The 22,088-nt window shown below is 59.4% G+C and carries 20 protein-coding genes; 12 read left to right on the forward strand and 8 right to left on the reverse strand.

The genetic code is table 11. The features are described 5' to 3' along the window. Window positions 1–543 carry a toxin-antitoxin system YwqK family antitoxin gene (locus tag PMI27_RS20830; RefSeq protein WP_008149810.1) on the forward strand — a complete coding sequence of 181 codons (543 nt, stop codon included), beginning with the start codon at window positions 1–3 and terminating at the stop codon, window positions 541–543. Window positions 544–668: 125 nt separating this feature from the next. Here PMI27_RS20830 and PMI27_RS20825 read toward each other — a convergent pair whose 3' ends face one another. Continuing rightward, the gene (locus PMI27_RS20825; protein WP_008149808.1) at window positions 669–1,061 is read right to left on the reverse strand and encodes a DUF4280 domain-containing protein; all 393 of its coding nucleotides are present in this window, start codon (window positions 1,059–1,061) and stop codon (window positions 669–671) included. Window positions 1,062–1,251: 190 nt separating this feature from the next. Between PMI27_RS20825 and PMI27_RS20820 the strand changes: the two genes are divergently transcribed. From PMI27_RS20820 to PMI27_RS20810, 3 genes are all read left to right on the forward strand, one after another. After that, complete coding sequence (locus PMI27_RS20820; protein WP_008149806.1) at window positions 1,252–2,319, forward strand: phosphotransferase family protein; 1,068 nt, start codon at window positions 1,252–1,254, stop codon at window positions 2,317–2,319. Between the two features lie 33 nt (window positions 2,320–2,352). After that, complete coding sequence (locus PMI27_RS20815; protein WP_008149805.1) at window positions 2,353–3,120, forward strand: SDR family oxidoreductase; 768 nt, start codon at window positions 2,353–2,355, stop codon at window positions 3,118–3,120. A 294-nt stretch (window positions 3,121–3,414) separates the two neighbouring features. Beyond that, entirely contained in the window at window positions 3,415–4,530 is a 1,116-nt protein-coding gene (locus PMI27_RS20810) for a Gfo/Idh/MocA family protein (protein ID WP_008149803.1), read from the forward strand. Window positions 4,531–4,945: 415 nt separating this feature from the next. On the opposite strand, the gene PMI27_RS20805 is transcribed toward PMI27_RS20810, so the two are convergent. The 6 genes from PMI27_RS20805 to PMI27_RS20780 form a co-directional block, all read right to left on the reverse strand. Beyond that, window positions 4,946–5,194 (reverse strand): DUF1652 domain-containing protein, encoded by a 249-nt coding sequence (locus PMI27_RS20805; protein ID WP_008149801.1) that lies wholly within the window; start codon window positions 5,192–5,194, stop codon window positions 4,946–4,948. Window positions 5,195–5,323: 129 nt separating this feature from the next. Continuing rightward, window positions 5,324–6,820 (reverse strand): helix-turn-helix transcriptional regulator, encoded by a 1,497-nt coding sequence (locus PMI27_RS20800; RefSeq protein WP_008149798.1) that lies wholly within the window; start codon window positions 6,818–6,820, stop codon window positions 5,324–5,326. A 227-nt stretch (window positions 6,821–7,047) separates the two neighbouring features. Further along, complete coding sequence (gene sigJ, locus PMI27_RS20795; RefSeq protein ID WP_008149796.1) at window positions 7,048–7,941, reverse strand: RNA polymerase sigma factor SigJ; 894 nt, start codon at window positions 7,939–7,941, stop codon at window positions 7,048–7,050. Window positions 7,942–7,944: 3 nt separating this feature from the next. Then, a complete protein-coding gene (locus tag PMI27_RS20790; RefSeq protein WP_008149794.1) occupies window positions 7,945–8,379 on the reverse strand; it encodes a carboxymuconolactone decarboxylase family protein in 435 nt (144 codons plus the stop codon). A gap of 159 nt (window positions 8,380–8,538) precedes the next feature. After that, the gene (locus PMI27_RS20785) at window positions 8,539–9,822 is read right to left on the reverse strand and encodes a Zn-dependent hydrolase (protein ID WP_008149792.1); all 1,284 of its coding nucleotides are present in this window, start codon (window positions 9,820–9,822) and stop codon (window positions 8,539–8,541) included. Window positions 9,823–9,962: 140 nt separating this feature from the next. Then, on the reverse strand, window positions 9,963–11,447 hold the full coding sequence (locus tag PMI27_RS20780) for an NCS1 family nucleobase:cation symporter-1 (RefSeq protein ID WP_008149790.1): 1,485 nt from the start codon (window positions 11,445–11,447) through the stop codon (window positions 9,963–9,965). 552 nt (window positions 11,448–11,999) lie between these two features. Between PMI27_RS20780 and hydA the strand changes: the two genes are divergently transcribed. From hydA to preA, 3 genes are all read left to right on the forward strand, one after another. Then, the gene (hydA, locus tag PMI27_RS20775; RefSeq protein WP_008149788.1) at window positions 12,000–13,439 is read left to right on the forward strand and encodes a dihydropyrimidinase; all 1,440 of its coding nucleotides are present in this window, start codon (window positions 12,000–12,002) and stop codon (window positions 13,437–13,439) included. A 155-nt stretch (window positions 13,440–13,594) separates the two neighbouring features. After that, on the forward strand, window positions 13,595–14,962 hold the full coding sequence (locus tag PMI27_RS20770; protein WP_033053312.1) for an NAD(P)-dependent oxidoreductase: 1,368 nt from the start codon (window positions 13,595–13,597) through the stop codon (window positions 14,960–14,962). Beyond that, a complete protein-coding gene (gene preA, locus PMI27_RS20765; RefSeq protein ID WP_008149785.1) occupies window positions 14,963–16,237 on the forward strand; it encodes an NAD-dependent dihydropyrimidine dehydrogenase subunit PreA in 1,275 nt (424 codons plus the stop codon). A 99-nt stretch (window positions 16,238–16,336) separates the two neighbouring features. On the opposite strand, the gene PMI27_RS20760 is transcribed toward preA, so the two are convergent. Beyond that, complete coding sequence (locus PMI27_RS20760) at window positions 16,337–16,957, reverse strand: TetR/AcrR family transcriptional regulator (RefSeq protein ID WP_008149783.1); 621 nt, start codon at window positions 16,955–16,957, stop codon at window positions 16,337–16,339. 140 nt (window positions 16,958–17,097) lie between these two features. Between PMI27_RS20760 and copC the strand changes: the two genes are divergently transcribed. From copC to PMI27_RS20735, 5 genes are all read left to right on the forward strand, one after another. Then, entirely contained in the window at window positions 17,098–17,463 is a 366-nt protein-coding gene (copC, locus tag PMI27_RS20755) for a copper homeostasis periplasmic binding protein CopC (RefSeq protein WP_008149781.1), read from the forward strand. 3 nt (window positions 17,464–17,466) lie between these two features. Next, the gene (copD, locus tag PMI27_RS20750; protein WP_008149779.1) at window positions 17,467–18,327 is read left to right on the forward strand and encodes a copper homeostasis membrane protein CopD; all 861 of its coding nucleotides are present in this window, start codon (window positions 17,467–17,469) and stop codon (window positions 18,325–18,327) included. 253 nt (window positions 18,328–18,580) lie between these two features. Continuing rightward, complete coding sequence (locus PMI27_RS20745; RefSeq protein WP_008149777.1) at window positions 18,581–19,879, forward strand: OprD family porin; 1,299 nt, start codon at window positions 18,581–18,583, stop codon at window positions 19,877–19,879. A gap of 303 nt (window positions 19,880–20,182) precedes the next feature. Then, window positions 20,183–21,007, forward strand: a complete 825-nt coding sequence (locus tag PMI27_RS20740) for an NAD-dependent epimerase/dehydratase family protein (RefSeq protein WP_008149774.1) — start codon at window positions 20,183–20,185, stop codon at window positions 21,005–21,007. A gap of 53 nt (window positions 21,008–21,060) precedes the next feature. Then, window positions 21,061–21,951, forward strand: coding sequence for an SMP-30/gluconolactonase/LRE family protein (locus tag PMI27_RS20735; RefSeq protein WP_008149772.1), 891 nt, complete (start codon window positions 21,061–21,063; stop codon window positions 21,949–21,951). Window positions 21,952–22,088 lie beyond the last annotated feature (137 nt).

The following is a 22,088-nucleotide window of genomic DNA, read 5'->3' on the forward strand; positions in this document are numbered from 1 at the left end:
ATGTCATCCAGCAAAGTGGATCTGGACCGTGGTGACAGTCACATGGACGGCCGCCTGATCGATGACCAACTGGAAGGGCCGCTGCATATCAAGGAAGCCGGTCGGCCCCAGGCGGATCTGAATTACAGCCAGGGTGAATTGCAGGGCACGAGTTTGCTGTATCACCCCAACGGCAAGGTGTCGGCGCAATTGCCCTATGTGCGTGACAAACTGCAGGGGGTCGCCAGTTTTTATGCGCCCCAGGGTTGGCTGCAACGCAAGGCCAACTACCGCCGGGGCTTGCTGCATGGGGAGGCAAGTAATTACTTCCCCGACGGGCAACTGGCCGAGGCCGAGTGCTACCGCGACGGTGTACGCGATGGGCGTTATCAGCGTTTTCATCCCAACGGTAAAACCGCGGTCGATGCGCGTTATCTCAATGGGCAGTTGGTGGAGCCGGAACAGGGTTTTGCCAGCGATGGGCGACCGCTGGATGCCGAGGGCAAGCCGATTTCTCGGGTGCGCTGGTGGGTTCGACGATGGACGGATCCGGCGCAGGCTTGAGGGTTGGGTTGGATGTGATGGCCTCATCGCGGGCAAGCCTTGCTCCTACAGGTTATGTGTTGCCAGACACAACCTGTAGGAGCAAGGCTTGCCCGCGATGAGGCCAGTCGACACAACATCAATTTTCAGGGAATCAGCATCTGCATCTGCCCCGGCATGGCGATTTTGATCACCCCCGCCCAGTTGCACATCAAGATGCTGTTGGCATCCAGGGCCGGCATGTTGCCCAACAAAACCGTTGGCGCACCGGGAAGCCACGGGGAGGCGGTGGCCGGGATGCACGGCATGGGCGTCAGCACCCCGAGCGCGGCGGCAGTGGCGGCTGCGACCATCGGGTTAGCCATGCTCATGCATGTGCCGAACGGCATGACGTTGACCAGCGGAATGTGATCCATGATGTTCGCCGCTGGCATACCCCCGGTCAGCGTGCGATTCACCGGCAGCACGTTGAGTACCGCTGGTGCCGCGCCGAAACTGCATTGCAGGGTCGCGGTGGCGCAAACTTGCGGACAGCCCATGTCGAATCTCCTTCCTGGAAGCGGCGCTCCCCTGAAACCATAGCCCGTCGAGCCTGTTCGTGCACATCAGGAACGCTGATTATCCGGCAACACGCTAACCTATAAGACCGTGCCGCGCTTGTGGCCACCCCGGTGCACCATTAGATTAGCCAATGATGTCTGGCCTCCAAAATAAGCAGAAGGGATAAGCATGGCGCTTACTGACCAGTCCACCCGTATCCGCACCGGCGAAGAACTCGATGCCAGCCTGATCGATCCGTACCTCAAGGCCCACATTCCGGGCTTGAGCGGCTTGCCTGTGATCAGCCAGTTTCCCGGCGGTGCGTCGAACCTGACCTACCTGCTGGAATACCCCGAACAGGAGTTTGTCCTGCGTCGCCCGCCGTTTGGCCACAAGGCCAAGTCCGCCCACGACATGGGCCGCGAGTTTCGCATCCTCAATCAGCTCCGGGATGGCTTTCCGTACTGCCCGAAAGCTTACGTGCACTGCACCGATGAATCGGTGATCGGCGCCGAGTTCTATGTGATGGAACGGGTCAAGGGAATCATCCTGCGCTCCGAACTGCCTCCGGAACTGGGTCTGGATTCGGCGAAAACCGAGGCGCTGTGCAAGAGCTTCATCGACAAGTTCGTTGAACTGCACCAGGTCGACTACAACGCCTATGGCTTGGGTGACCTCGGCAAACCCGAAGGTTATGTCGCGCGGCAGATCAAAGGCTGGAGCGATCGCTACGAGAAAGCCCTGACCCCGGACGCGCCAAAATGGGAAACGGTCAAAGCCTGGCTCAACGACAAGATGCCGGCCGATCACCCGACCTCCAGCATCGTCCACAACGACTACCGCTTCGACAACGTGATCCTCGACCCGAACAACCCGATGGACATCATCGGCGTGCTCGACTGGGAATTGACCACCCTCGGCGACCCGCTGATGGACCTGGGCAACACCCTCGCCTACTGGATAGAAGCCGACGACCCGGCACCGGTGCAATTGATGCGCCGCCAACCGAGCCACGCCCCGGGCATGCTGACCCGCCGTGAGTTCGTCGATTACTACGCCGAGCGTTCAGGCATCCAGATCGACAACTTCGACTTCTACTACACCTACGGCCTGTTCCGCCTGGCCGGCATCGTGCAGCAGATCTACTACCGCTTCTTCCATGGTCAGACCCAGGACAAACGCTTCGCGCAGTTCATTCACATGAACAAGCTGCTGGAGCAGATGAGCCTGCAAGTCATTTCGAAATCCAGCCTCTGATCACGCCACTGGCCCCAATAACAAGGAAAAACCATGTCCAAGACTCAGTTGTTCGACCTCGACGGCAAAATCGCATTCGTGTCTGGCGCCAGCCGTGGTATCGGTGAAGCCATCGCCAAACTGCTGGCCCAGCAAGGCGCCCACGTCATCGTCTCGAGCCGCAAACTTGACGGCTGCCAGCACGTGGCCGACGCGATCATCGCGGCCGGCGGCAAAGCCACTGCGGTGGCTTGCCACATTGGTGAAATGGAACAGATCAGCCAGGTCTTCGCCGGCATCCGTGAACAGTTCGGGCGCCTGGACATCCTGGTCAACAACGCGGCGACCAACCCGCAATTCTGCAACGTACTGGACACCGACCTCAGCGCTTTCCAGAAAACCGTCGACGTGAATATCCGCGGCTACTTCTTCATGTCGGTGGAAGCCGGCAAGCTGATGCGCGAAAACGGCGGCGGCAGCATTATCAACGTCGCCTCGATCAACGGCATCTCGCCGGGGATCTTCCAGGGCATCTACTCGGTGACCAAAGCGGCGGTCATCAACATGACCAAAGTGTTCGCCAAGGAATGCGCGCAGTTCGGCATCCGCTGCAACGCCCTCCTGCCGGGCCTGACCGACACCAAATTTGCTTCGGCGCTGGTGAAAAACGAGGCTATTTTGAACACCGCCTTGCAACAGATTCCGCTCAAGCGTGTGGCAGACCCAAGTGAGATGGCGGGCGCGGTGTTGTACCTGGCCAGTGATGCGTCGAGTTACACCACTGGGGTTTCGTTGAATGTGGATGGTGGGTTCTTGTCCTGATTGGGTTCTGCGAATAAACCGAAGGCAGCCAAATGGCTGCCTTTTTTGTTTCTCACGTGTGCACACCTATCCCGTGTAGGAGCTGCCGAAGGCTGCGATCTTTTGATCTATGGCGTCAGTTGAATTGTTAAAGATCAAAAGATCGCAGCCTTCGGCAGCTCCTACAGTGGGATTGGTGCTTCCACAGGCAATATCGGAACCAAGGCAAGAATTTTTATTCCATAATTTGCATTTTGAGAATATTTATTCCATAAAGAGCCCCTCCTGAAAACAAAATCCAAAAGGACCCCGGCTATGCGCGAACTCGGTATCGGACTCATCGGCACAGGTTTCATGGGCCGCGCCCATGCCTTGGCGTTTCGCAACGTCAGTGCGGTTTTCGAACTGCCCCTCAAGCTCAAACTCGCCGCCCTGGCCGACGCCGATCCGCAGCGTGCCCGTCACTGCGCCGATGCCTGGGGTTTCGACGCCGCTCATAGCGACTGGCAGCAACTGATCGATGACCCCAAGGTCAATCTGATCGCCATCACCACGCCCAATCACCTGCACTACCCCATGGCCATGGCCGCCCTCGCTGCCGGCAAACCGGTGTATTGCGAAAAGCCGTTGGCAGTGAGTCTGGAACAGGCCGACGCCATGCGCCTGGCGGCCAAAGCGGCAGGCGTGGTGACGCGGGTGGGTTACAACTATCAGCACAACCCGATGATCGGGCTGGCCCGGCAGCTGATTGAAAACGGCGACCTGGGTCAGATCATCAGTTTCCAGGGTGAGTTCAGCGAAGACTTCATGGCCGATCCCGCGTCGCCCTGGTCGTGGCGTTGCGATGCCGATCATGCCGGTGGCGCACTGGCCGATCTGGGCAGTCACTTGTTGGCCATGGCCCGCTATCTGGTGGGCGATGTCGAGGCAGTGAGCGCCGACACCCAGACCGTGCACCGGCAACGTCCCGCCACCGCTGGCAGTCCGGAGCAACGCAGCATCGCCGTCGATGATCAGGTCCACGCCCTGTTGCGGTTCGCGAATGGCGCCCGTGGCACATTCAGCAGCAGTTGGCTCAAGCATGGCTACAAGAATCACCTGAGTTTTGAAATCAGTGGCACCCGAGGGACGTTGGTATTCGATCAGGAACGCTTGAATGAACTGCGTCTGTTTCGTGCCGGCCAGGACGGCTTTCAGCGCTTGCTGGCAGGGCCGAATCTGCCCGGTTATGCGGCGTTCAGCCCGGCGGCAGGGCATCAGTTGGGTTACAACGAACTCAAGACGCTGGAAGTCCATGATCTGGTGATGGCGTTGGCAGGCTTGTCTCAGGCTGGAACGGATTTCGAACAGGCGTGGGAAGTCGAACGCCTGGCGACGGCGATCCGGTTGGCAGCGCGGGAGTCGCGTTGGGTCAGGATCGAGGAAGTCTGAGCGAAACGCGCGGATACCCGCCAGCAGCACAGCGCCGCTGGCGGTTCAACGTGAGCCGATGGAGGCTTATTGAGTGACGCAACGAGTGAGCGTCGTTTCCCGGGTCACCTGCCCCTCAGCCCTCACATCGCCTTGTACATCGGTGTTTTCAGTGGTTTGGCAGGTGCGCACAGGGGGTGGAGGCGGCGCAGCGGGAGGTGGCGGTGGCGGACTCGCACAACCACCCAGAATCGCCATCCAGAGTGCGAACGACAGTGTTGTAAAAGTGCGTTTCCCAAGACTTTTCATAGGTTGACCCGCGGTAAGTGATCGACATATTTCCGCGACCCAACACTCTCACCGCGTACCCGCGGACCGGTCACAGAAAAAATACTCTCGTATTCTTTATACGACCGTCGGCAAAACCTGACAGTTCCTAAGATGTCTCGCGACAATGCAACGTGTTGCTCTCAAGTTCATAACGCAGCTCTTCGATCAACGCTGCCACCGCCTCCGGCGTTCTGAGATTGGCCACGCTCAACCCACTGACCACCAGATCCACCTGCCCCGACACCGGATGATAGAGCTTCACCGTCAGTGAATGTTCGCCCGTAACCTTGCACTCACAGGCCAACGGCGAAAAGCTCCGCTCCAGTTGCATACGCAATTGCGCCACATAAATCATCCCGCGGTTCCTGTAGCTGTTTCGAAAGGGACGCGATACCCGAAGACCTGTATCGCACCCTTACAGCCTAAGAACTGCCGCCCCCGTCCAGAACATCAATTTGCACCCCATCGAGTAGTGCATTTGCACCTAACGCTGGGCCTTGGGCCGCCACTCGCTGGAGAACAAACCGCGCTCGCGAGCCCAGACAATCGCCTCGCTACGACTGTGAACATCGAGCTTGGAATACACCGTCGAGACATGGTTGCGCACCGTGTTTGGCGCAAGTTTGAGCCGTGCAGCGATTTCCTTGTCGGCCAGGCCTTCGCAAATCAGGCCGAGCACATCGCGCTCGCGGGCAGTCAGGTCAGTGAAAGACACGCTAGGCAACAACGGCGAGTTGACGTTTTTCACGTTAGCGAGTTTCTCGATGAGCGTGCGGCTGAACCAGGAGGCGTCTTTCATGACCTCTTCGATCGCCGACACCAACTCCAGCTCCGTGCGTTTACGTTCGGTGATGTCCATAAACACCAGCAGGTAGCAGGGCCTGTCCTGAATGTTCACGGTGTCGGCCGAGACCGCGCAATCGATCAGCCCGGCGCCTTTCTTGCGTACCCGGACATCGACACGATCCACGCTTCCGTTTTTTTCCAGCGCCGTAAACAGTCGCGCGCGGGCACCGGTGTCATCGATAAAATCGATCTGCGTTACCGATTTACCAAGCACTTCTTCACTGGAATACGCGAGCGTATCGAGGAAGGCTTCATTGACGTCCATCACCACCTGATCGACGGCGTTGCACACCAGTATCGGCACCGGGGTCAGTCGAAAAGCCTTGGCAAAACGTTCCTCGCTCTGGCGCAGGGCGACTTCGGCCTTATGCCGAGGCTCGATGTCGACGAAGGAAAACAGCATGCAGGCTTCGTCGTTCAGCTCAAGGGGCTGGCCGGCGACGATCACCTGTTTGCTGCCACCTTCGGCTAACTGCAACTGCGCCTGCATTTGCGGAATGGTCACCCCTTCGCGCAACCGCTGCTTGGCCAGGTCTCTGTTTTCGGCGCCCTCCAGTACGTCCAGTTCATAGGTCGAACGGCCGATCACCTGATCACGGGTATAGCCGGTCATCTCCAGGAAGCCCGGGTTGACTTTGATGTAGCGCAAATCGCTGAGGCGACAGATCACCGCCGGGGCCGGATTGGCATTGAAGGTTTTTTCGAAACGCTGTTCGGCGCTGGCCCACTCCGTGACATCGTTCATGATCAGCACCAGCGATTCCGGCTTGCCAGCGCTGTCGGCCAACACCATGCTGCGCACGCTGTGAACCCAGGTGCGCTCTTCGTCATCGGCAGGCGTCACCTCAACCAACACATCACTGAAGGACTCACCTCGGGCGACGCGGCTGATCGGATAATTGTCGGTCTGAACCGGGTGATTATTGCGATAACGCAAGGCGAAGCGCTTGGCGTACTCCCTGGCATTCGCCCCCAGCTCGCTGAGTTGCCCGACGCCGTGCATGGCCAACGCGGCGTCATTGGCCCAGAGAAGTGTCTGGTCGAGCTCCAGCAAAATCACCCCATCGGACAGGCCGGCGATGATCTGCTGCAACTGACGGCGATTGGTTTCGGTGGTCAGGACGTCCTGGCTCATTGGATCTCCACGCGTACGGCGGCGCATTCATGCGCCGCCCTGTAAAGATTACGACCGCGGGGGGTTGGGATAGTGCAGCAAACATCCCCTACATCACGCCCCCCTTGTAGGAGCTGAGCTTGCTCGCGAAGAGGCCATCACCTTCAACATCTCTGTTGACTGATCCGCCGCCTTCGCGAGCAAGCTCAGCTCCTACAGGTCTTCACCCGATCAGTGCCTGGACTGAATCACTGCACATCCAACAAATCCTGCAGCCCCGCCAACTTCTCCGGATTACGCATGATGAAAATCCGGCTCACCCGCCCCGCTTCGTCGAACCCAAAGGTCATCGACGCAGTAATGACCCCGTCCGCCTTGATGATCACGCCTTGAGCACCATTGATTTCGCTGGGCAGCCATTCGCAAGTCTGCCAATAGACGTGCAACGACTGGCCGATGAAATCCAGCACGCTGGACATGCCAGACAAGGTTTCGCGGATCGCCGAGGCCTTGCCGCCGCTGTCGGCGCAGAGTTCGACGTCTTCGCTCAGCATCGCCATTAGCGAGTTGGTCGAGCCACTGGCGATGGCGCTATGGAAGGCGTTGAGCAATTGGTCCTGACGCGCCGGTTCCGGCTGAAAGCGCGCTTGCCCGCTGCCGAGGCTGGCCTTGGCTCGGGAAACCAGTTTGCGGCACGCAGCTTCTTGAACCCCGACCGCATCCGCGACTTGCGCGTAATCCATGTCGAAAATTTCGTAGAGCAGGTACGCCGCACGCTCCTTGGGGGTTAACCGCTCCAGCAGCAACAGGAATGCGGTGGACAGCGACGAGGCCAGTTCATGCCGGTGTTCGGGTGAATCCTGGTGGGTGGTGTGAATCGGTTCCGGCAGCCAGGTACCGACGTAATCAACCCGCGACGTGTGAGCCGAGCGCAGCAAATCGATGCAGTGCCGGGTGCACGCCGTGGTCAGCCAGGCGGCCGACGTGGTAATGGCGGCGCGGTCGGCCTCCAGCCATTTGATGAATAGCTCTTGCACGACATCCTCGGCTTCGGCGCGGGAACCGAGGATGCGATACGCCAGACCGAGCAAAAAGGGCCGGCGCTGTTCGAACACAGCGGCGGCGTTTTCAGCGGAGTTCATCAATCAGTGCCTCGACACCTGCAAACGGTTCCACAGGTTGATCATGCCGATCTCGGCCGTCAAGGCACCGATTTGCGCGTCATTGAAGTGCTCGCGCAAGTCACCGCGCAGACTGGCGTAATCGGTCTTTTCATCGAGTACGGTCAGGGCTTCGGTCCAGGCCAGGGCGGCGCGTTCGGCGGCGCTGAAATCACTGACGTGGCGCCAGACGATCAGGCGGTCCAGCCGTTCGTTGGTTTCATTGGCGTCACGGGCTTCGCGGGTGTGCATCTTCACGCAGAAACCGCATTGGTTGATCTGCGAGGCACGCAGGTGCAGCAAGTGTTTGAGGGTTGGGTCCAGATCGTGACTGTCGAGGGTGACATGAACCTGGGTCAGGCTTTCGAACACTTGAGGAATCGATTGCAGCAGGTTGACCGGTTGAGTATTGGACGACATCGTGTTGCTCCACTGTTTGGGGGGTTCAACAGGATGACGATCCAGCACCATGGTTTGTGACACATGAAGTGCAACATCAAAAGATCGCAGGCTGCGCCAGCTCCTACAGGGGCACGCATTCCCAAGTAAGGGCTGGCGCAGCCTGCGATCTTTTGATCTTCAGGCCGTCAGTTGACCGTTGGCAATCGCCGCCGAAGCCGCCAGCATCGCCCGCAACAACACCGCACACCCGGCCGCCAGATCATCCGGCGCGGCGTTTTCGATTTCGTTGTGGCTGATGCCGCCTTCGCACGGTACGAAGATCATCCCGGCCGGGCCAAGTTCGGCGAGGAAGATTGCGTCGTGCCCTGCTCCGCTGACGATGTCCATGTGCGACAGGCCCAACCCTTGAGCGGCACCGCGTACCGCTTCGACGCAGCCTTTGTCGAAGTACAGCGGCGGGAAGTCCGCAGTGGGTGTGAGTTCGAAGGTCAGTCCGTGTTCCTCGCAGGTGGTTTCGATGACTTCGCGGACTTCGGCGATCATCGAGTCCAGCCGCGCCGGTTCCAGATGCCGGAAGTCCAGGGTCATGCGCACTTCGCCGGGGATGACGTTGCGTGAACCGGGATAGGCTTGCAGGCAGCCGACGGTGCCGCAGGCGTGGGGTTGATGACCGAGGGCGGCGCGGTTGACTGCACCGACGATCACCGAGGCGCCGACCAGGGCGTCTTTGCGCAGGTGCATCGGCGTCGGGCCGGCGTGGGCTTCGACGCCGCGCAGTTTCAGGTCGAACCATTTCTGGCCGAGGGCGCCCATCACCACGCCGATGGTTTTGTGTTCGTCTTCGAGGATCGGGCCTTGTTCGATATGCGCCTCGAAATAGGCGCCGACGGCATGGCCGCTGACTTTGCGCTCACCGGCATAGCCAATGGCGTTCAAGGCTTCACCGACGGTGACGCCCTCGGCATCAACTTTGGCCAGGGTTTCTTCGAGGGTGAATTTTTCTGCAAATACACCGGAGCCCATCATGCAGGGAGCGAAGCGTGAGCCTTCCTCGTTGGTCCAGACCACGACCTCCAGCGGCGCTTCGGTTTCCACGCCGAGGTCATTGAGGGTGCGCAGCACCTCGACGCCGGCCAGTACGCCGAAGCAGCCGTCGAACTTGCCGCCGGTGGGTTGGGTGTCGATGTGGCTGCCGGTCATCACGGGTGGCAGGTTCGGGTTGCGGCCGGGGCGACGGGCGAAGATGTTGCCGACGGCGTCGATGCTGACGGTGCAACCGGCCTCCTCGCACCAGTTGACGAAAATGTCCCGGGCCTGGCGGTCGAGGTCGGTCAGGGCCAGGCGACAGACGCCGCCCTTGACCGTGGCGCCGAGCTTGGCCAGGTCCATGAGCGACTGCCACAAGCGGTCGCGGTTGATGTGCTGATGGGTGGACTGCAGAACGTCTACGGCAGCGTTCATGATGATCTCCTCAGGCAGTTGTTATAGGTTTCTTCAGGCATTTCTGGGTGTATTCGAGGCCGCCATCGCGAGCAGGCTCGCTCCCACAGGGGAATGCATTCCAAATGTGGGAGCGAGCCTGCTCGCGATAGGGCCATCCGTCACACCGCAGTTTTCACAGCAATCGGACTCGGCCGCATCACACTCAACCCGTAATAAATCAGCCCACCCAGCACCGAGCCGGTGAACCAGCCATAGTCGTAGAACCAACTGAATGCATTGCTGCCGAGCGACAGCAGCGTCAGCGCCACCGGCACACCGAACGCGATAAACCCGAACCAGTTCCACGCCGGGTAAACGTCATCGCGATAGAGGCCGGCCAGGTCCAGTTGCTGTTTCTTGATCAGGAAATAGTCCACCACCATGATCCCGGCGATCGGGCCCAACAGGCTCGAATAGCCCAGCAACCAGTTGGAATACACCGTCTCCAGGCTTAAATCCGAGACGATCAAACCGAGCTTCTTCAACAGCTCATGGGCCATCAGCGCCAAGCCGACCAGGCCGGTGAGCATCACCGCTTTGGTGCGGTTGATGAGCTTGGGGGCGACGTTTTGGAAATCGTTGGTCGGCGAAACGATGTTGGCCGCTGTGTTGGTCGACAGCGTGGCGATGATGATCAGCGCCATGGCCAGTGCGACCCAGACCGGGCTCTGGATATGGCCGATCAGGGTGACCGGATCGGAGACGGTGACGCCCACCAGTTTTACCGAGGCGGCGGTCATCACCACGCCGAGGGAGGCGAACAGAAACATGGTCAGGGGCAAGCCGATAATCTGCCCGACGATCTGATCCTTCTGGCTTTTCGCATAGCGGCTGAAATCCGGAATGTTCAGGGACAAGGTGGCCCAGAACCCGACCATGGCGGTCAGCCCGGCGGCAAAGTAACTGACCACGCTCGCGCCTTCCGGACGTTTGGCCGGGATCGCCAGCAACTCGGTCATCGACACGTTCGGCATCGCCCATACCAGCAGCCCCACCCCCACCAGCACCAATAACGGCGCCGAGAGGGTTTCCAGCCATTTGATCGAATCCGCACCGCGTATCACCACCCACAGATTCAAGGCCCAGAACACCATGAAGCCGATCACTTCACCGGTACCGCCGAGGGATTTCCAACCGTCGAACACCGAGCCGAGAAACAGGTGAATGGCCAGCCCGCCGAACATCGTCTGAATGCCGAACCAGCCACACGCCACCAGCGCCCGGATCAGGCACGGAATGTTCGAACCGAGGATGCCGAAGGACGAACGCAACAACACGGGAAACGGGATGCCGTACTTGGTGCCGGGAAAAGCGTTCAGGGTCAGGGGGATCAGTACGATGATGTTGGCAAACAGAATCGCCAGCAGCGCTTCGCCGACGCTCAGGCCGAAATACGCGGTGAGCACGCCGCCGAGGGTGTAGGTCGGCACGCAGATCGCCATGCCGACCCACAATGCGGTGATGTGCCATTTGTTCCAGGTTCGTTCGCGCACCTTGGTCGGTGCCATGTCGTGGTTGTAACGGGGACTGTCGAGGACGTCGCTGCCGGCTTCGAGCTCAAACAAGCCGTCGCGTTCGGTCACTTGCGATCTGATCTGTTGCATGGCCGCTCCACTGTTCTTTGAATTATTTTTTGCTCATCAGGGGCTGGCGGCATCAATTAACGTGCCGGTTACCCCGTTTGCGCATCGGGCAGTTCCACAAAAACTTTGCAACCAACTGATGTTTATCAGTTTTATTTATATAGCCGATGAGTCATCGGTTACTTGCGTTTTCACTCAGGCCAAATGCCAGGCAAGTTGTCCGAACAGTCAGGACTCAATCTGGTGCACACCACTTTTTTTCAACGTCGCGCATCAACCATAGACCATCCTCAAACGGCTGATTTCACATAAGAAATCTTGTCTATTTTTACAACCTGTCAAGTGCGTCAAAATGGTGAGAGGCCTCACCATTTTGGTGATTTTCAGTTTTAAACGTTAATTATCAATAACTTAATAAAGTTATAAGCTTATAAAAAATATTCTTGCTCAATCCTCAAACTCAGACTAGCGTTTATTCCTGACAGCGCTGACAGGAATACACCTGTTTGCGCAGGCTTCATATAAAACATTTAGAACCGACACTAGTCGGTCATTGCCTGCGAGGAACTCGGAATGTCTCTGTTGATCCGTGGCGCCACCGTTATTACCCATGATGAAAGTTATCGCGCCGACGTCTATTGCGCCGACGGCGTGATCAAAGCCATCGGCGAAAATCTTGATGTTCCGGCGGGTGCCGAAGTGCTCGACGGCAGCGGCCAATACCTGATGCCCGGCGGCATCGATCCGCACACACACATGCAACTGCCCTTCATGGGCACGGTGGCCAGTGAAGACTTCTTCAGCGGCACTGCGGCGGGACTTGCCGGTGGCACGACGTCGATCATCGACTTTGTGATCCCCAATCCGCAGCAATCCTTGATGGAAGCCTTTCACCAGTGGCGCGGCTGGGCCGAGAAGTCGGCGTCGGATTACGGTTTCCACGTCGCGATTACCTGGTGGAGCGAACAGGTGCGCGAGGAAATGGCCGAGCTGGTCAGCCAGCACGGGGTCAACAGCTTCAAGCACTTCATGGCCTACAAGAACGCGATCATGGCCGCCGACGACACCCTAGTGGCGAGTTTCGAGCGCTGCCTGGAGTTGGGCGCGGTGCCGACCGTGCATGCGGAAAACGGTGAGCTGGTCTATCACCTGCAACGCAAATTGATGGCCCAAGGCATGACCGGGCCGGAAGCGCATCCGTTGTCGCGCCCTTCGCAGGTGGAAGGTGAAGCGGCCAGTCGGGCGATCCGCATCGCCGAAACCCTGGGCACACCGCTGTACCTGGTGCACGTCTCGACCAAGGAAGCCCTCGACGAAATCACCTACGCCCGCAGCAAGGGCCAACAAGTCTACGGCGAAGTCCTGGCCGGACATTTGCTGCTGGACGACAGCGTCTACCAACACCCGGACTGGCAGACCGCCGCCGGTTACGTGATGAGCCCGCCCTTCCGTCCTCGCGGCCATCAGGAAGCGCTTTGGCACGGTCTGCAATCGGGCAACTTGCACACCACCGCCACCGACCACTGCTGCTTCTGCGCCGAACAAAAAGCGGCTGGCCGTGACGATTTCAGCAAGATCCCCAACGGCACGGCCGGTATCGAAGACCGCATGGCGGTGCTCTGGGATGAAGGGGTGAACACCGGGCGTTTGTCGATGCAGCACTTCGTGGCGCTTACCTCCACCAACACCGCGAAAATCTTCAACCTCTACCCGCGCAAAGGCGCGATTCGCGTCGGTGCCGATGCGGACCTGGTGCTGTGGGATCCGGAAGGTACGCGGACGATTTCAGCGCAGACTCACCATCAGCAAGTGGACTTCAACATCTTCGAAGGCAAGACCGTGCGCGGTGTACCGAGCCACACCGTCAGCCAGGGCCGGGTGGTATGGGCTGATGGTGATTTGCGCGCCGAGCGCGGTGCCGGACGGTATGTCGAACGGCCGGCGTATCCGGCGGTGTTTGATTTGCTGAGCAAGCGGGCTGAGTTGAACAAGCCGACTGCTGTGAAACGCTGAAAGCGGCCTTCGGCCTATCGCGGGCAAGCCTTGCTCCTACAGACGTTGCGCAAATCCTGTAGGAGCATGGCTTGCCCGCGATGGCGGCAGTCCTGACAACACAAAAACCAATGCCCATCAGAGGCAGCACCTCAAATAACCGTGAGGCCAACACCGTGATCAAGACCCTGAACCACCTCCCGCATCCGCACGAGAATGCGGCCGCCCTCGCCGGCCATTTCACCGATCTGGCGCCACCGCTCAACGACCGCCAGGCCCATCTGGAAGCCTCTCGCTGTCTGTATTGCTACGACGCGCCGTGCGTGAATGCCTGTCCGAGCGAGATCGATATTCCGTCGTTCATCCGCAATATCCATCAGGAAAACGTTCAGGGCGCCGCACAGAAAATCCTCTCGGCGAACATCCTCGGCGGCAGTTGCGCGCGGGTGTGCCCGACGGAAGTGCTTTGCCAGCAAGCCTGCGTGCGCAACAACGACCATGAATGCGCACCGGTGCTGATCGGCCTGTTGCAGCGTTACGCCGTCGACAACGCACACTTCAGCGAACACCCGTTCACGCGTGCTGCCTCAACCGGCAAGCGCATCGCCGTGGTCGGCGCCGGTCCGGCCGGTTTGTCCTGCGCACACCGCAGTGCCATGCACGGTCATGACGTGGTGATTTTCGAGGCACGGGAAAAGGCTGGCGGCCTCAACGAATACGGGATCGCCAAGTACAAACTGGTGGACGATTACGCGCAGAAGGAACTTGAGTTCCTATTGGAAATCGGCGGAATCGAAATCCGCCATGGGCAGAAACTTGGAGAGAACCTGACCCTCAGCGATCTGCATCAGCAGTTCGATGCGGTGTTCCTTGGACTGGGTCTGGCCGCCAGCAAACAGCTGGGTCTTGCTCATGAAGATGCGCCGGGCCTGCTCGCCGCTACTGACTACATCCGCGAACTGCGTCAGGCCGATGACCTGACCCAACTGCCACTGGCTGATCATTGCATCGTGCTGGGCGCCGGCAACACCGCCATCGACATGGCCGTGCAAATGGCTCGCCTCGGGGCACGCGACGTCAATCTGGTGTACCGCCGCGGTGTCGATGAAATGGGCGCGACAGGTCACGAACAGGACATCGCCAAGGCCAATCAGGTGCGGCTGTTGACGTGGGCTCAACCTGAGGAAGTGCTACTCGATGATCAAGGCAACGTGCGCGGCATGCGCTTCGCCCGCACCCACTTGGTAGACGGTCGCCTGCAAACCACTGGCGAAACCTTCGAACTGGCCGCCGATGCGATCTTCAAAGCCATCGGCCAGGCCTTCGACGCCAGCGCCCTCGCCGATCCGCTGGCCCGTGAACTCAAGCGTCAGGGCGAGCGGATTCAAGTGGACGAAAACCTGCGCACCAGCATCCCCGGCGTGTATGCCGGCGGCGACTGCACCAGTCTCGATCAGGACCTCACCGTGCAGGCCGTGCAGCACGGCAAACGGGCCGCCGAGGCGATCAACGCCCAACTCATGCTCAACGTGGAGGCTGCGTAAATGGCCGATCTCTCGATTGTCTTCGCCGGCATCAAAGCCCCCAATCCGTTCTGGCTGGCCTCCGCGCCACCGACTGACAAGGCCTACAACGTGGTTCGCGCCTTCGAGGCCGGCTGGGGTGGCGTGGTCTGGAAAACCCTGGGTGAAGACCCGGCGGCGGTCAACGTGTCGTCGCGTTACTCGGCGCACTTTGGTGCCAACCGCGAAGTGGTGGGCTTCAACAACATCGAACTGATCACCGATCGCTCGCTGGAGATCAACCTGCGGGAAATCACTCAGGTCAAAAAGGACTGGCCGGACCGCGCGCTGATCGTGTCACTGATGGTGCCCTGTATCGAAGAATCCTGGAAACAGATTCTGCCACTGGTGGAAGCCACCGGCGCCGATGGCATCGAACTGAACTTCGGTTGCCCGCACGGTATGCCGGAGCGCGGCATGGGCGCGGCGGTCGGCCAGGTGCCGGAGTATGTCGAGCAGGTCACCCGCTGGTGCAAGACGTACTGCTCGCTGCCGGTGATCGTCAAACTCACGCCTAACATCACCGACATTCGCGTCGCCGCCCGCGCAGCCCATCGTGGCGGCGCCGATGCGGTGTCGTTGATCAACACGATCAACTCGATCACCAGCGTCAACCTGGAGCGCATGGTCGCCAATCCCGCCGTGGGTAGTCAAAGCACCCACGGCGGTTATTGCGGTTCGGCGGTGAAGCCGATTGCGCTGAACATGGTCGCCGAAATCGCCCGCGATCCACAGACGCAAGGCCTGCCGATCTCCGGCATTGGCGGCATCAGCAGCTGGCGCGACGCGGCGGAATTCATTGCGCTGGGCAGCGGCTCGGTGCAGGTGTGCACGGCGGCGATGCTGCATGGCTTCCGGATTGTCGAGGAGATGAAAGACGGTTTATCACGCTGGATGGACAGTCAGGGCTACGCCAGCGTGTCTGAGTTTTCCGGGCGTGCGGTAGGCAACACCACAGACTGGAAGTACCTGGACATCAACTATCAGGTGATTGCCAAAATTGACCAGGAGGCCTGCATCGGTTGCGGTCGTTGCCACATTGCTTGCGAAGACACTTCGCACCAGGCGGTTGCGAGCCTTAAGCAGGCGGACGGCACGCATAAGTATGAAGTGATTGATGATGAGTGCGTGGGGTGCAATCTGTGTCAGATCACGTGCCCGGTGCAGGATTGTATCGAGATGGTGCCGATGGAGAACGGGAAGCCGTTTCTGGATTGGAATCATGATCCGAGGAATCCGTATCACGTGACAGTCTGAACGGACGCCATCGCGAGCAGGCTCACTCCCACATTGGAATGCATTTCAAATGTGGGAGCGAGCCTGCTCGCGATGAGGGCGGCAGCTGCGCCGCAAGCTTCAAGGTTCTAATCCAATCCCCCGCAAGATCACACTCGTCACCGTCTGCACCGCCCGCTCGAACTGCATGTCCGACAACGGCTGATGATCATTCAGAATATTCACCTGATGATCAAAGTCAGCGTAGTGCTGGGTCGACGCCCAGATCATGTACAGCAGGCTCGAAGGTTCCACCGGCAGGATGCGTTTGTCGTCCACCCACTGGCGAATTTTCGCTTCTTTCATCTTGGCCCAGTCGTACAGACTGACGTCCAGTTTCTCGCCCAGGGTCGGTGCACCATGGATGATTTCGTTGGCCCAGACTTTGGAGCCGTAAGGCCGGCTGCGGGAGTGGTTCATCTTGGCGCGGATGTAGCTGCTGAGCACCACGCGCGGGTCGTCAAACATCTCGAAGCACAGCGCGTCCTGTTTCCACACTTCCAGCAAACCCAAGAGCACGGCGCTGTACAGCTCACTCTTGGTGCTGAAGTAGTAATGGAGGTTGGAACGCGGCAGTTGCACTTCGGCGGCGATGTCGGCCATGGCGGTGCCGCCAAAACCTTTTTCGGCGAAAACCTTTTCGGCCCCCAACAGAATTTTCTCGACGTTACTGCGACGAATCTCGATCTTGTGATTGCCCATGAGGGCTCCCTGACAACAGCGTTGATCAAGACTAGCATCCGCTCTACCTCGCGGCGACAAGGGAAAACGAAACTTCGTACACCCAGCTTCTCGCAGGTAAACTGACCGCCTTTTCGAACCCGCCTCAGAGGTATTCCACGATGCTGCTCAAGAAAACCCTGACCACCGTCGCCCTGCTCGGCTCGCTGTTCGCCGCTTCGTCGGTGTTTGCCCACGCCCATCTGAAAAACCAGACCCCGGCCGCCGACAGCACAGTGACCGCGCCGTCGGAACTGCGCCTGGTGTTTTCCGAAGGCGTTGAAGCGACCTTTTCCAAGGTCACGATCAGCAAGGACGGCGCCCCCGTTCTGGTGAAGAGCCTCGCCACCGAAGGCAGCGACAAGAAAACCCTGATCGTCACCCCGGCCGCACCATTGCCAGCGGGTGCCTACAAAGTCGAATGGCACGCGGTGTCGGTCGATACCCACAAAAGCGAAGGCGCCTATAGCTTCAAGGTTGGCCAGTAATTCATGACGAGCGCGATGGTGCTGTGCCGCTTTCTGCATTTCACCGTCGTGCTGATGCTGTTCGGGGCGTGGGTGTTCAGGCCTCTGCTGGTCAATGGCGACGCTGGACATCTGGATCAGCGACTGACGAAAACAAGCCGCTGGCTGGCGGCGATGGCGTTGGTCACTGGCGTTAGCTGGTTGCTGCTGATCACCGCCAGCATGGCCGGTTCGTGGGACGCGGCATTCGATCCGTCGACCCTGCGCCTGGTGCTGGGCAATACATTTTTCGGCCAGGTCTGGCGCTGGCACTTGCTGCTCAATGCGTTGTTGGTCGCGCTGCTGATGACACCCTTGCGTGCAAACCTGCCCCTGCGAATCGGACTCGCCAGCCTGCTGCTGGCCACCCTCGCCCCGGTCGGCCACGGGGCCATGCTCGACGGCCTCAACGGCCAATTGTTGATCCTCAATCAAATCATTCACCTGACCTGCGTCGGCGCCTGGCTCGGCGGCTTGATGTTGTTGGTGATGATCCTGCAGCAGCCGGTAGAGCATTCCATCAAGGCGACCTTGCAACGCTTCAGCGGCATTGGTTACGTATTGGTGGCGGGGTTGGTGATGACCGGGTTGATCAACGTGCGGGTGCTCACCGGGCAGTTCTGGCCGACGCCGTTGCTGTCCGGGTTTGCGCTGATTCTGTTGATCAAGGTTGTGCTGGTCGCCGCGATGCTGGGGCTGGCGTTGTTCAATCGGCTGCGGATCAAGCATTGCGAGCAACAACTGCCAACGCTGAAAACCAGCGTGATCATCGAATGGTTTCTGGGGATTGGCGCGGTGGCGGCGGTTTCCCTGCTGGGGACCATGCCACCGATGATTGTGAGCTAAAACACAAAACCCTGTGGGAGTGAGCCTGCTCGCGATAGCGGTGTGTCATTCAACATCAATGTTGCCTGACAGGGCCTAATCGCGAGCAGGCTCACTCCCACAGGGGTTCTTCGACATACCATAAAACCGAGCCAAGTCATCGTACAACTTCTGATTGACAATCCCGGTAACACTTGCAAATAATCCGCCCCGATGTTGTACGACGACGTATAACAAAAAAAATAAAAACAACAAGAAACACGGGAGCGTCACTGTGAGCAAGCTCGTCCGCAATTCCTCCGTCAGCACCCCTCGCCCAACCTTCGCACGCCGTCACACCCTGAGCCTGATCGGTTGCAGCAGCCTGGCCCTCGCCCTGCCCATGACCAGCCATGCCGAAGGTTTCGTCGATGACGCCAAAGCCACGCTGAACCTGCGCAACTTCTACATCAACCGCAACTTCACGAACCCGGCCTACCCGCAGGGCAAGGCTGAAGAGTGGACCCAAAGCTTCATCCTCGATGCCAAATCCGGGTTCACCCAGGGCCCCGTCGGTTTCGGCATGGATGTGCTGGGCCTGTACTCGGAAAAACTCGACGGTGGCAAAGGCACGGGCGGCACCTCGTTGCTGCCGATTCATGACGACGGCCGTCCGGCCGACAATTACGGACGCCTGGGTGTGGCGCTGAAAGGTAAAATTTCGAAAACCGAATTGAAGGTCGGCGAATGGATGCCGGTGTTGCCGATCCTGCGCTCCGACGACGGCCGCTCCCTGCCGCAAACTTTCCGTGGTGGTCAGTTGACGTCCACCGAGATCAGTGGCCTGACGCTCTACGGCGGCCAGTTCCGCGCCAACAGCCCGCGCAACGATGCGAGCATGGAAGACATGTTCATGAACGGCAAATCCGCGGCCTTCACCTCGGACCGTTTCAACTTTGGTGGCGGTGAATATGCGTTCAACGAGAAGCGCACCCAGGTCGGCGTCTGGTACGCGCAACTCAGCGACATTTATCAGCAGCAGTATTTCAACCTGAGCCACAGCCAGCCCATCGGCGACTGGACCCTCGGCGCCAACCTCGGCTACTTCATCGGCAAGGAAGACGGCAGCGCCCTGGCCGGCGACCTCGACAACAAAACCGCGTTCGCCATGCTCTCGGCCAAATACGGCGGCAACACCTTCTTTGTCGGCCTGCAAAAACTCACCGGCGACGATGTCTGGATGCGGGTCAACGGCACCAGCGGCGGCACCCTGGCCAACGACAGCTACAACTCCAGCTACGACAACGCCAAGGAACGATCCTGGCAACTGCGCCACGACTACAATTTTGTGGCGCTCGGCATTCCCGGCCTGACAATGATGAACCGCTACATCAGCGGCGATAACGTGCACACAGGCACCATCACCGACGGCAAGGAATGGGGTCGCGAGTCAGAACTGGCTTACACCGTGCAGAGCGGCGCGCTGAAGAACCTCAACGTCAAATGGCGTAACGCGTCGATCCGCAAGGACTTCAGCACCAACGAATTCGACGAAAACCGCATTATCATCAACTACCCGATCTCGTTGCTGTAAAGGCGAACATCTTTTGCAAGGCTGACACAACCCTGTGGCGAGGGGGTTTACCCCCGTTCGGCTGCGTAGCAGTCGTAAACCGAGTCCTTGCCGTGTGCCTGATGGAATCAGATTCTGGGGGCTGCTGCGCAGCCCAACGGGGGTAAACCCCCTCGCCACAGGTTAGTGCGTGCATGAGGACCCTTCGTCAATTTCAATGGATGCCGCGTTGACAACGGCCTGAGACCCTAACGATACTTCGACTTAGTCGTACGACAACCTACAACAAATTCAATAACAATGACTGCTTGTTCAGGGACTTCCATGACCATCACAACTAACGCCCGCGCTCCTTTCAATCGTCTCCTCCTGACCGGTGCCGCCGGTGGCCTCGGCAAAGTCCTGCGCGAACGCCTGCGGCCCTACGCCAATGTGATTCGCCTGTCGGACATCGCCGACATCGCCCCGGCCATCGATGACCGTGAAGAAATCGTGCCCTGCGACCTGGCAGACAAGCAAGCAGTCCATCAGTTGGTTGAAGGTGTGGACGCGATCCTGCACTTCGGTGGCGTGTCGACGGAGCACTCGTTCGAAGAGATCCTCGGCGCCAACATCTGCGGCGTGTTCCATATCTACGAAGCAGCGCGCCGTCATGGCGTGAAGCGGGTGATTTTCGCCAGTTCCAACCACGTGATCGGCTTCTACAAGCAGGATGAAGTCATCGACGCCCACTCCCCTCGCCGCCCGGACAGCTACTACGGCTTGTCCAAGTCCTATGGCGAAGACATGGCCAGTTTCTACTTCGATCGCTATGGCATCGAGACCGTCAGCGTGCGCATCGGCTCCTCGTTCGCGGAACCGCTGAACCGCCGAATGATGAGCACCTGGTTGAGCTTCGGCGACCTGACTCAATTGCTCGAATGCGCGCTGTACGCCCCTAATGTCGGCCACACCGTGGTTTACGGCATGTCCGACAACAAGAACGTCTGGTGGGACAACCGTTTCGCCACCTGCCTGGGTTATGAACCTCAGGACAGCTCCGAAGTGTTCCGCGAAAAAGTCGAAGCCCAACCGATGCCAGCCGCTGATGACCCGGCACGGGTCTACCAGGGCGGAGCGTTTGTCGCGTCCGGCCCGTTCGGCGACTGAACCCGCGTACCTCACTTGATCCCGACAACAAAAACCCGAGGGGATGAGCTGTCATGCAAGCCGAATTGATTGTCGATGCCCGCAACGCAGTCGGTGAATGCCCGGTCTGGGTGCCTGAGGAAAACGCCCTGTATTGGGTCGATATTCCTGCCGGTGGACTTCAGCGCTGGAGCGCCGAAACCGGCCATGTCCATGCCTGGAAAGCACCGGAGATGCTCGCCTGCATTGCACGTCACCGCGACGGCGGCTGGGTTGCCGGGATGGAAAGCGGGTTCTTTCACCTGCACCCGCATAACGATGGCAGCCTCGACAGCAACCTCCTGGCTCCGGTCGAACACGCCCGCACAGACATGCGCCTGAACGACGGTCGCTGTGATCATCAGGGGCGTTTCTGGGCCGGTAGCATGGTGCTGAACATGGGCGCCAACGCTGCCGACGGCACGCTTTACCGTTACAGCGCCGGTCAACGCGGGCCACTCGAGGCGCAACTCAGCGGGTTTATCGTGCCCAACGGCCTGGGTTTCAGCCCGGATGGGCAGACGATGTACCTGTCTGACTCTCATCCCTTGGTCCAGCAAATCTGGGCCTTTGATTACGACACCGACAGCGGCACGCCGTCCAACCGGCGGCTGTTTGTCGACATGCATCAGTTCGCTGGTCGTCCCGATGGCGCAGCGGTCGATGCCGAAGGCTGCTACTGGATTTGCGCCAATGACGCCGGGCTGATTCACCGTTTCACCCCCGACGGCCGACTGGACCGTTCCCTTGCCGTACCGGTGAAAAAACCGAGCATGTGCGCCTTCGGCGGCAGTCGCCTGGACACCCTGTTCGTGACCTCTATCCGCCCCGGCGACGACCATGACGAACAGTCACTGGCCGGCGGTGTGTTCGCCCTCAATCCCGGGGTGAAAGGTTTGCCGGAGCCGTTGTTCAAGGACTTTTGATCGACTTCGCATCAGGTGTTGTGCCCCTTAAAAGATCGCAGCCTCGTTTCACTCGACAGCTCCTACAGGGGTAAGCATTTCAATGTAGGAGCTGTCGAGTGAAACGAGGCTGCGATGTTTTCAACCATTCAATGCAA

This window comes from Pseudomonas sp. GM41(2012), from assembly GCF_000282315.2.
Taxonomy (GTDB): Bacteria; Pseudomonadota; Gammaproteobacteria; order Pseudomonadales; family Pseudomonadaceae; genus Aquipseudomonas.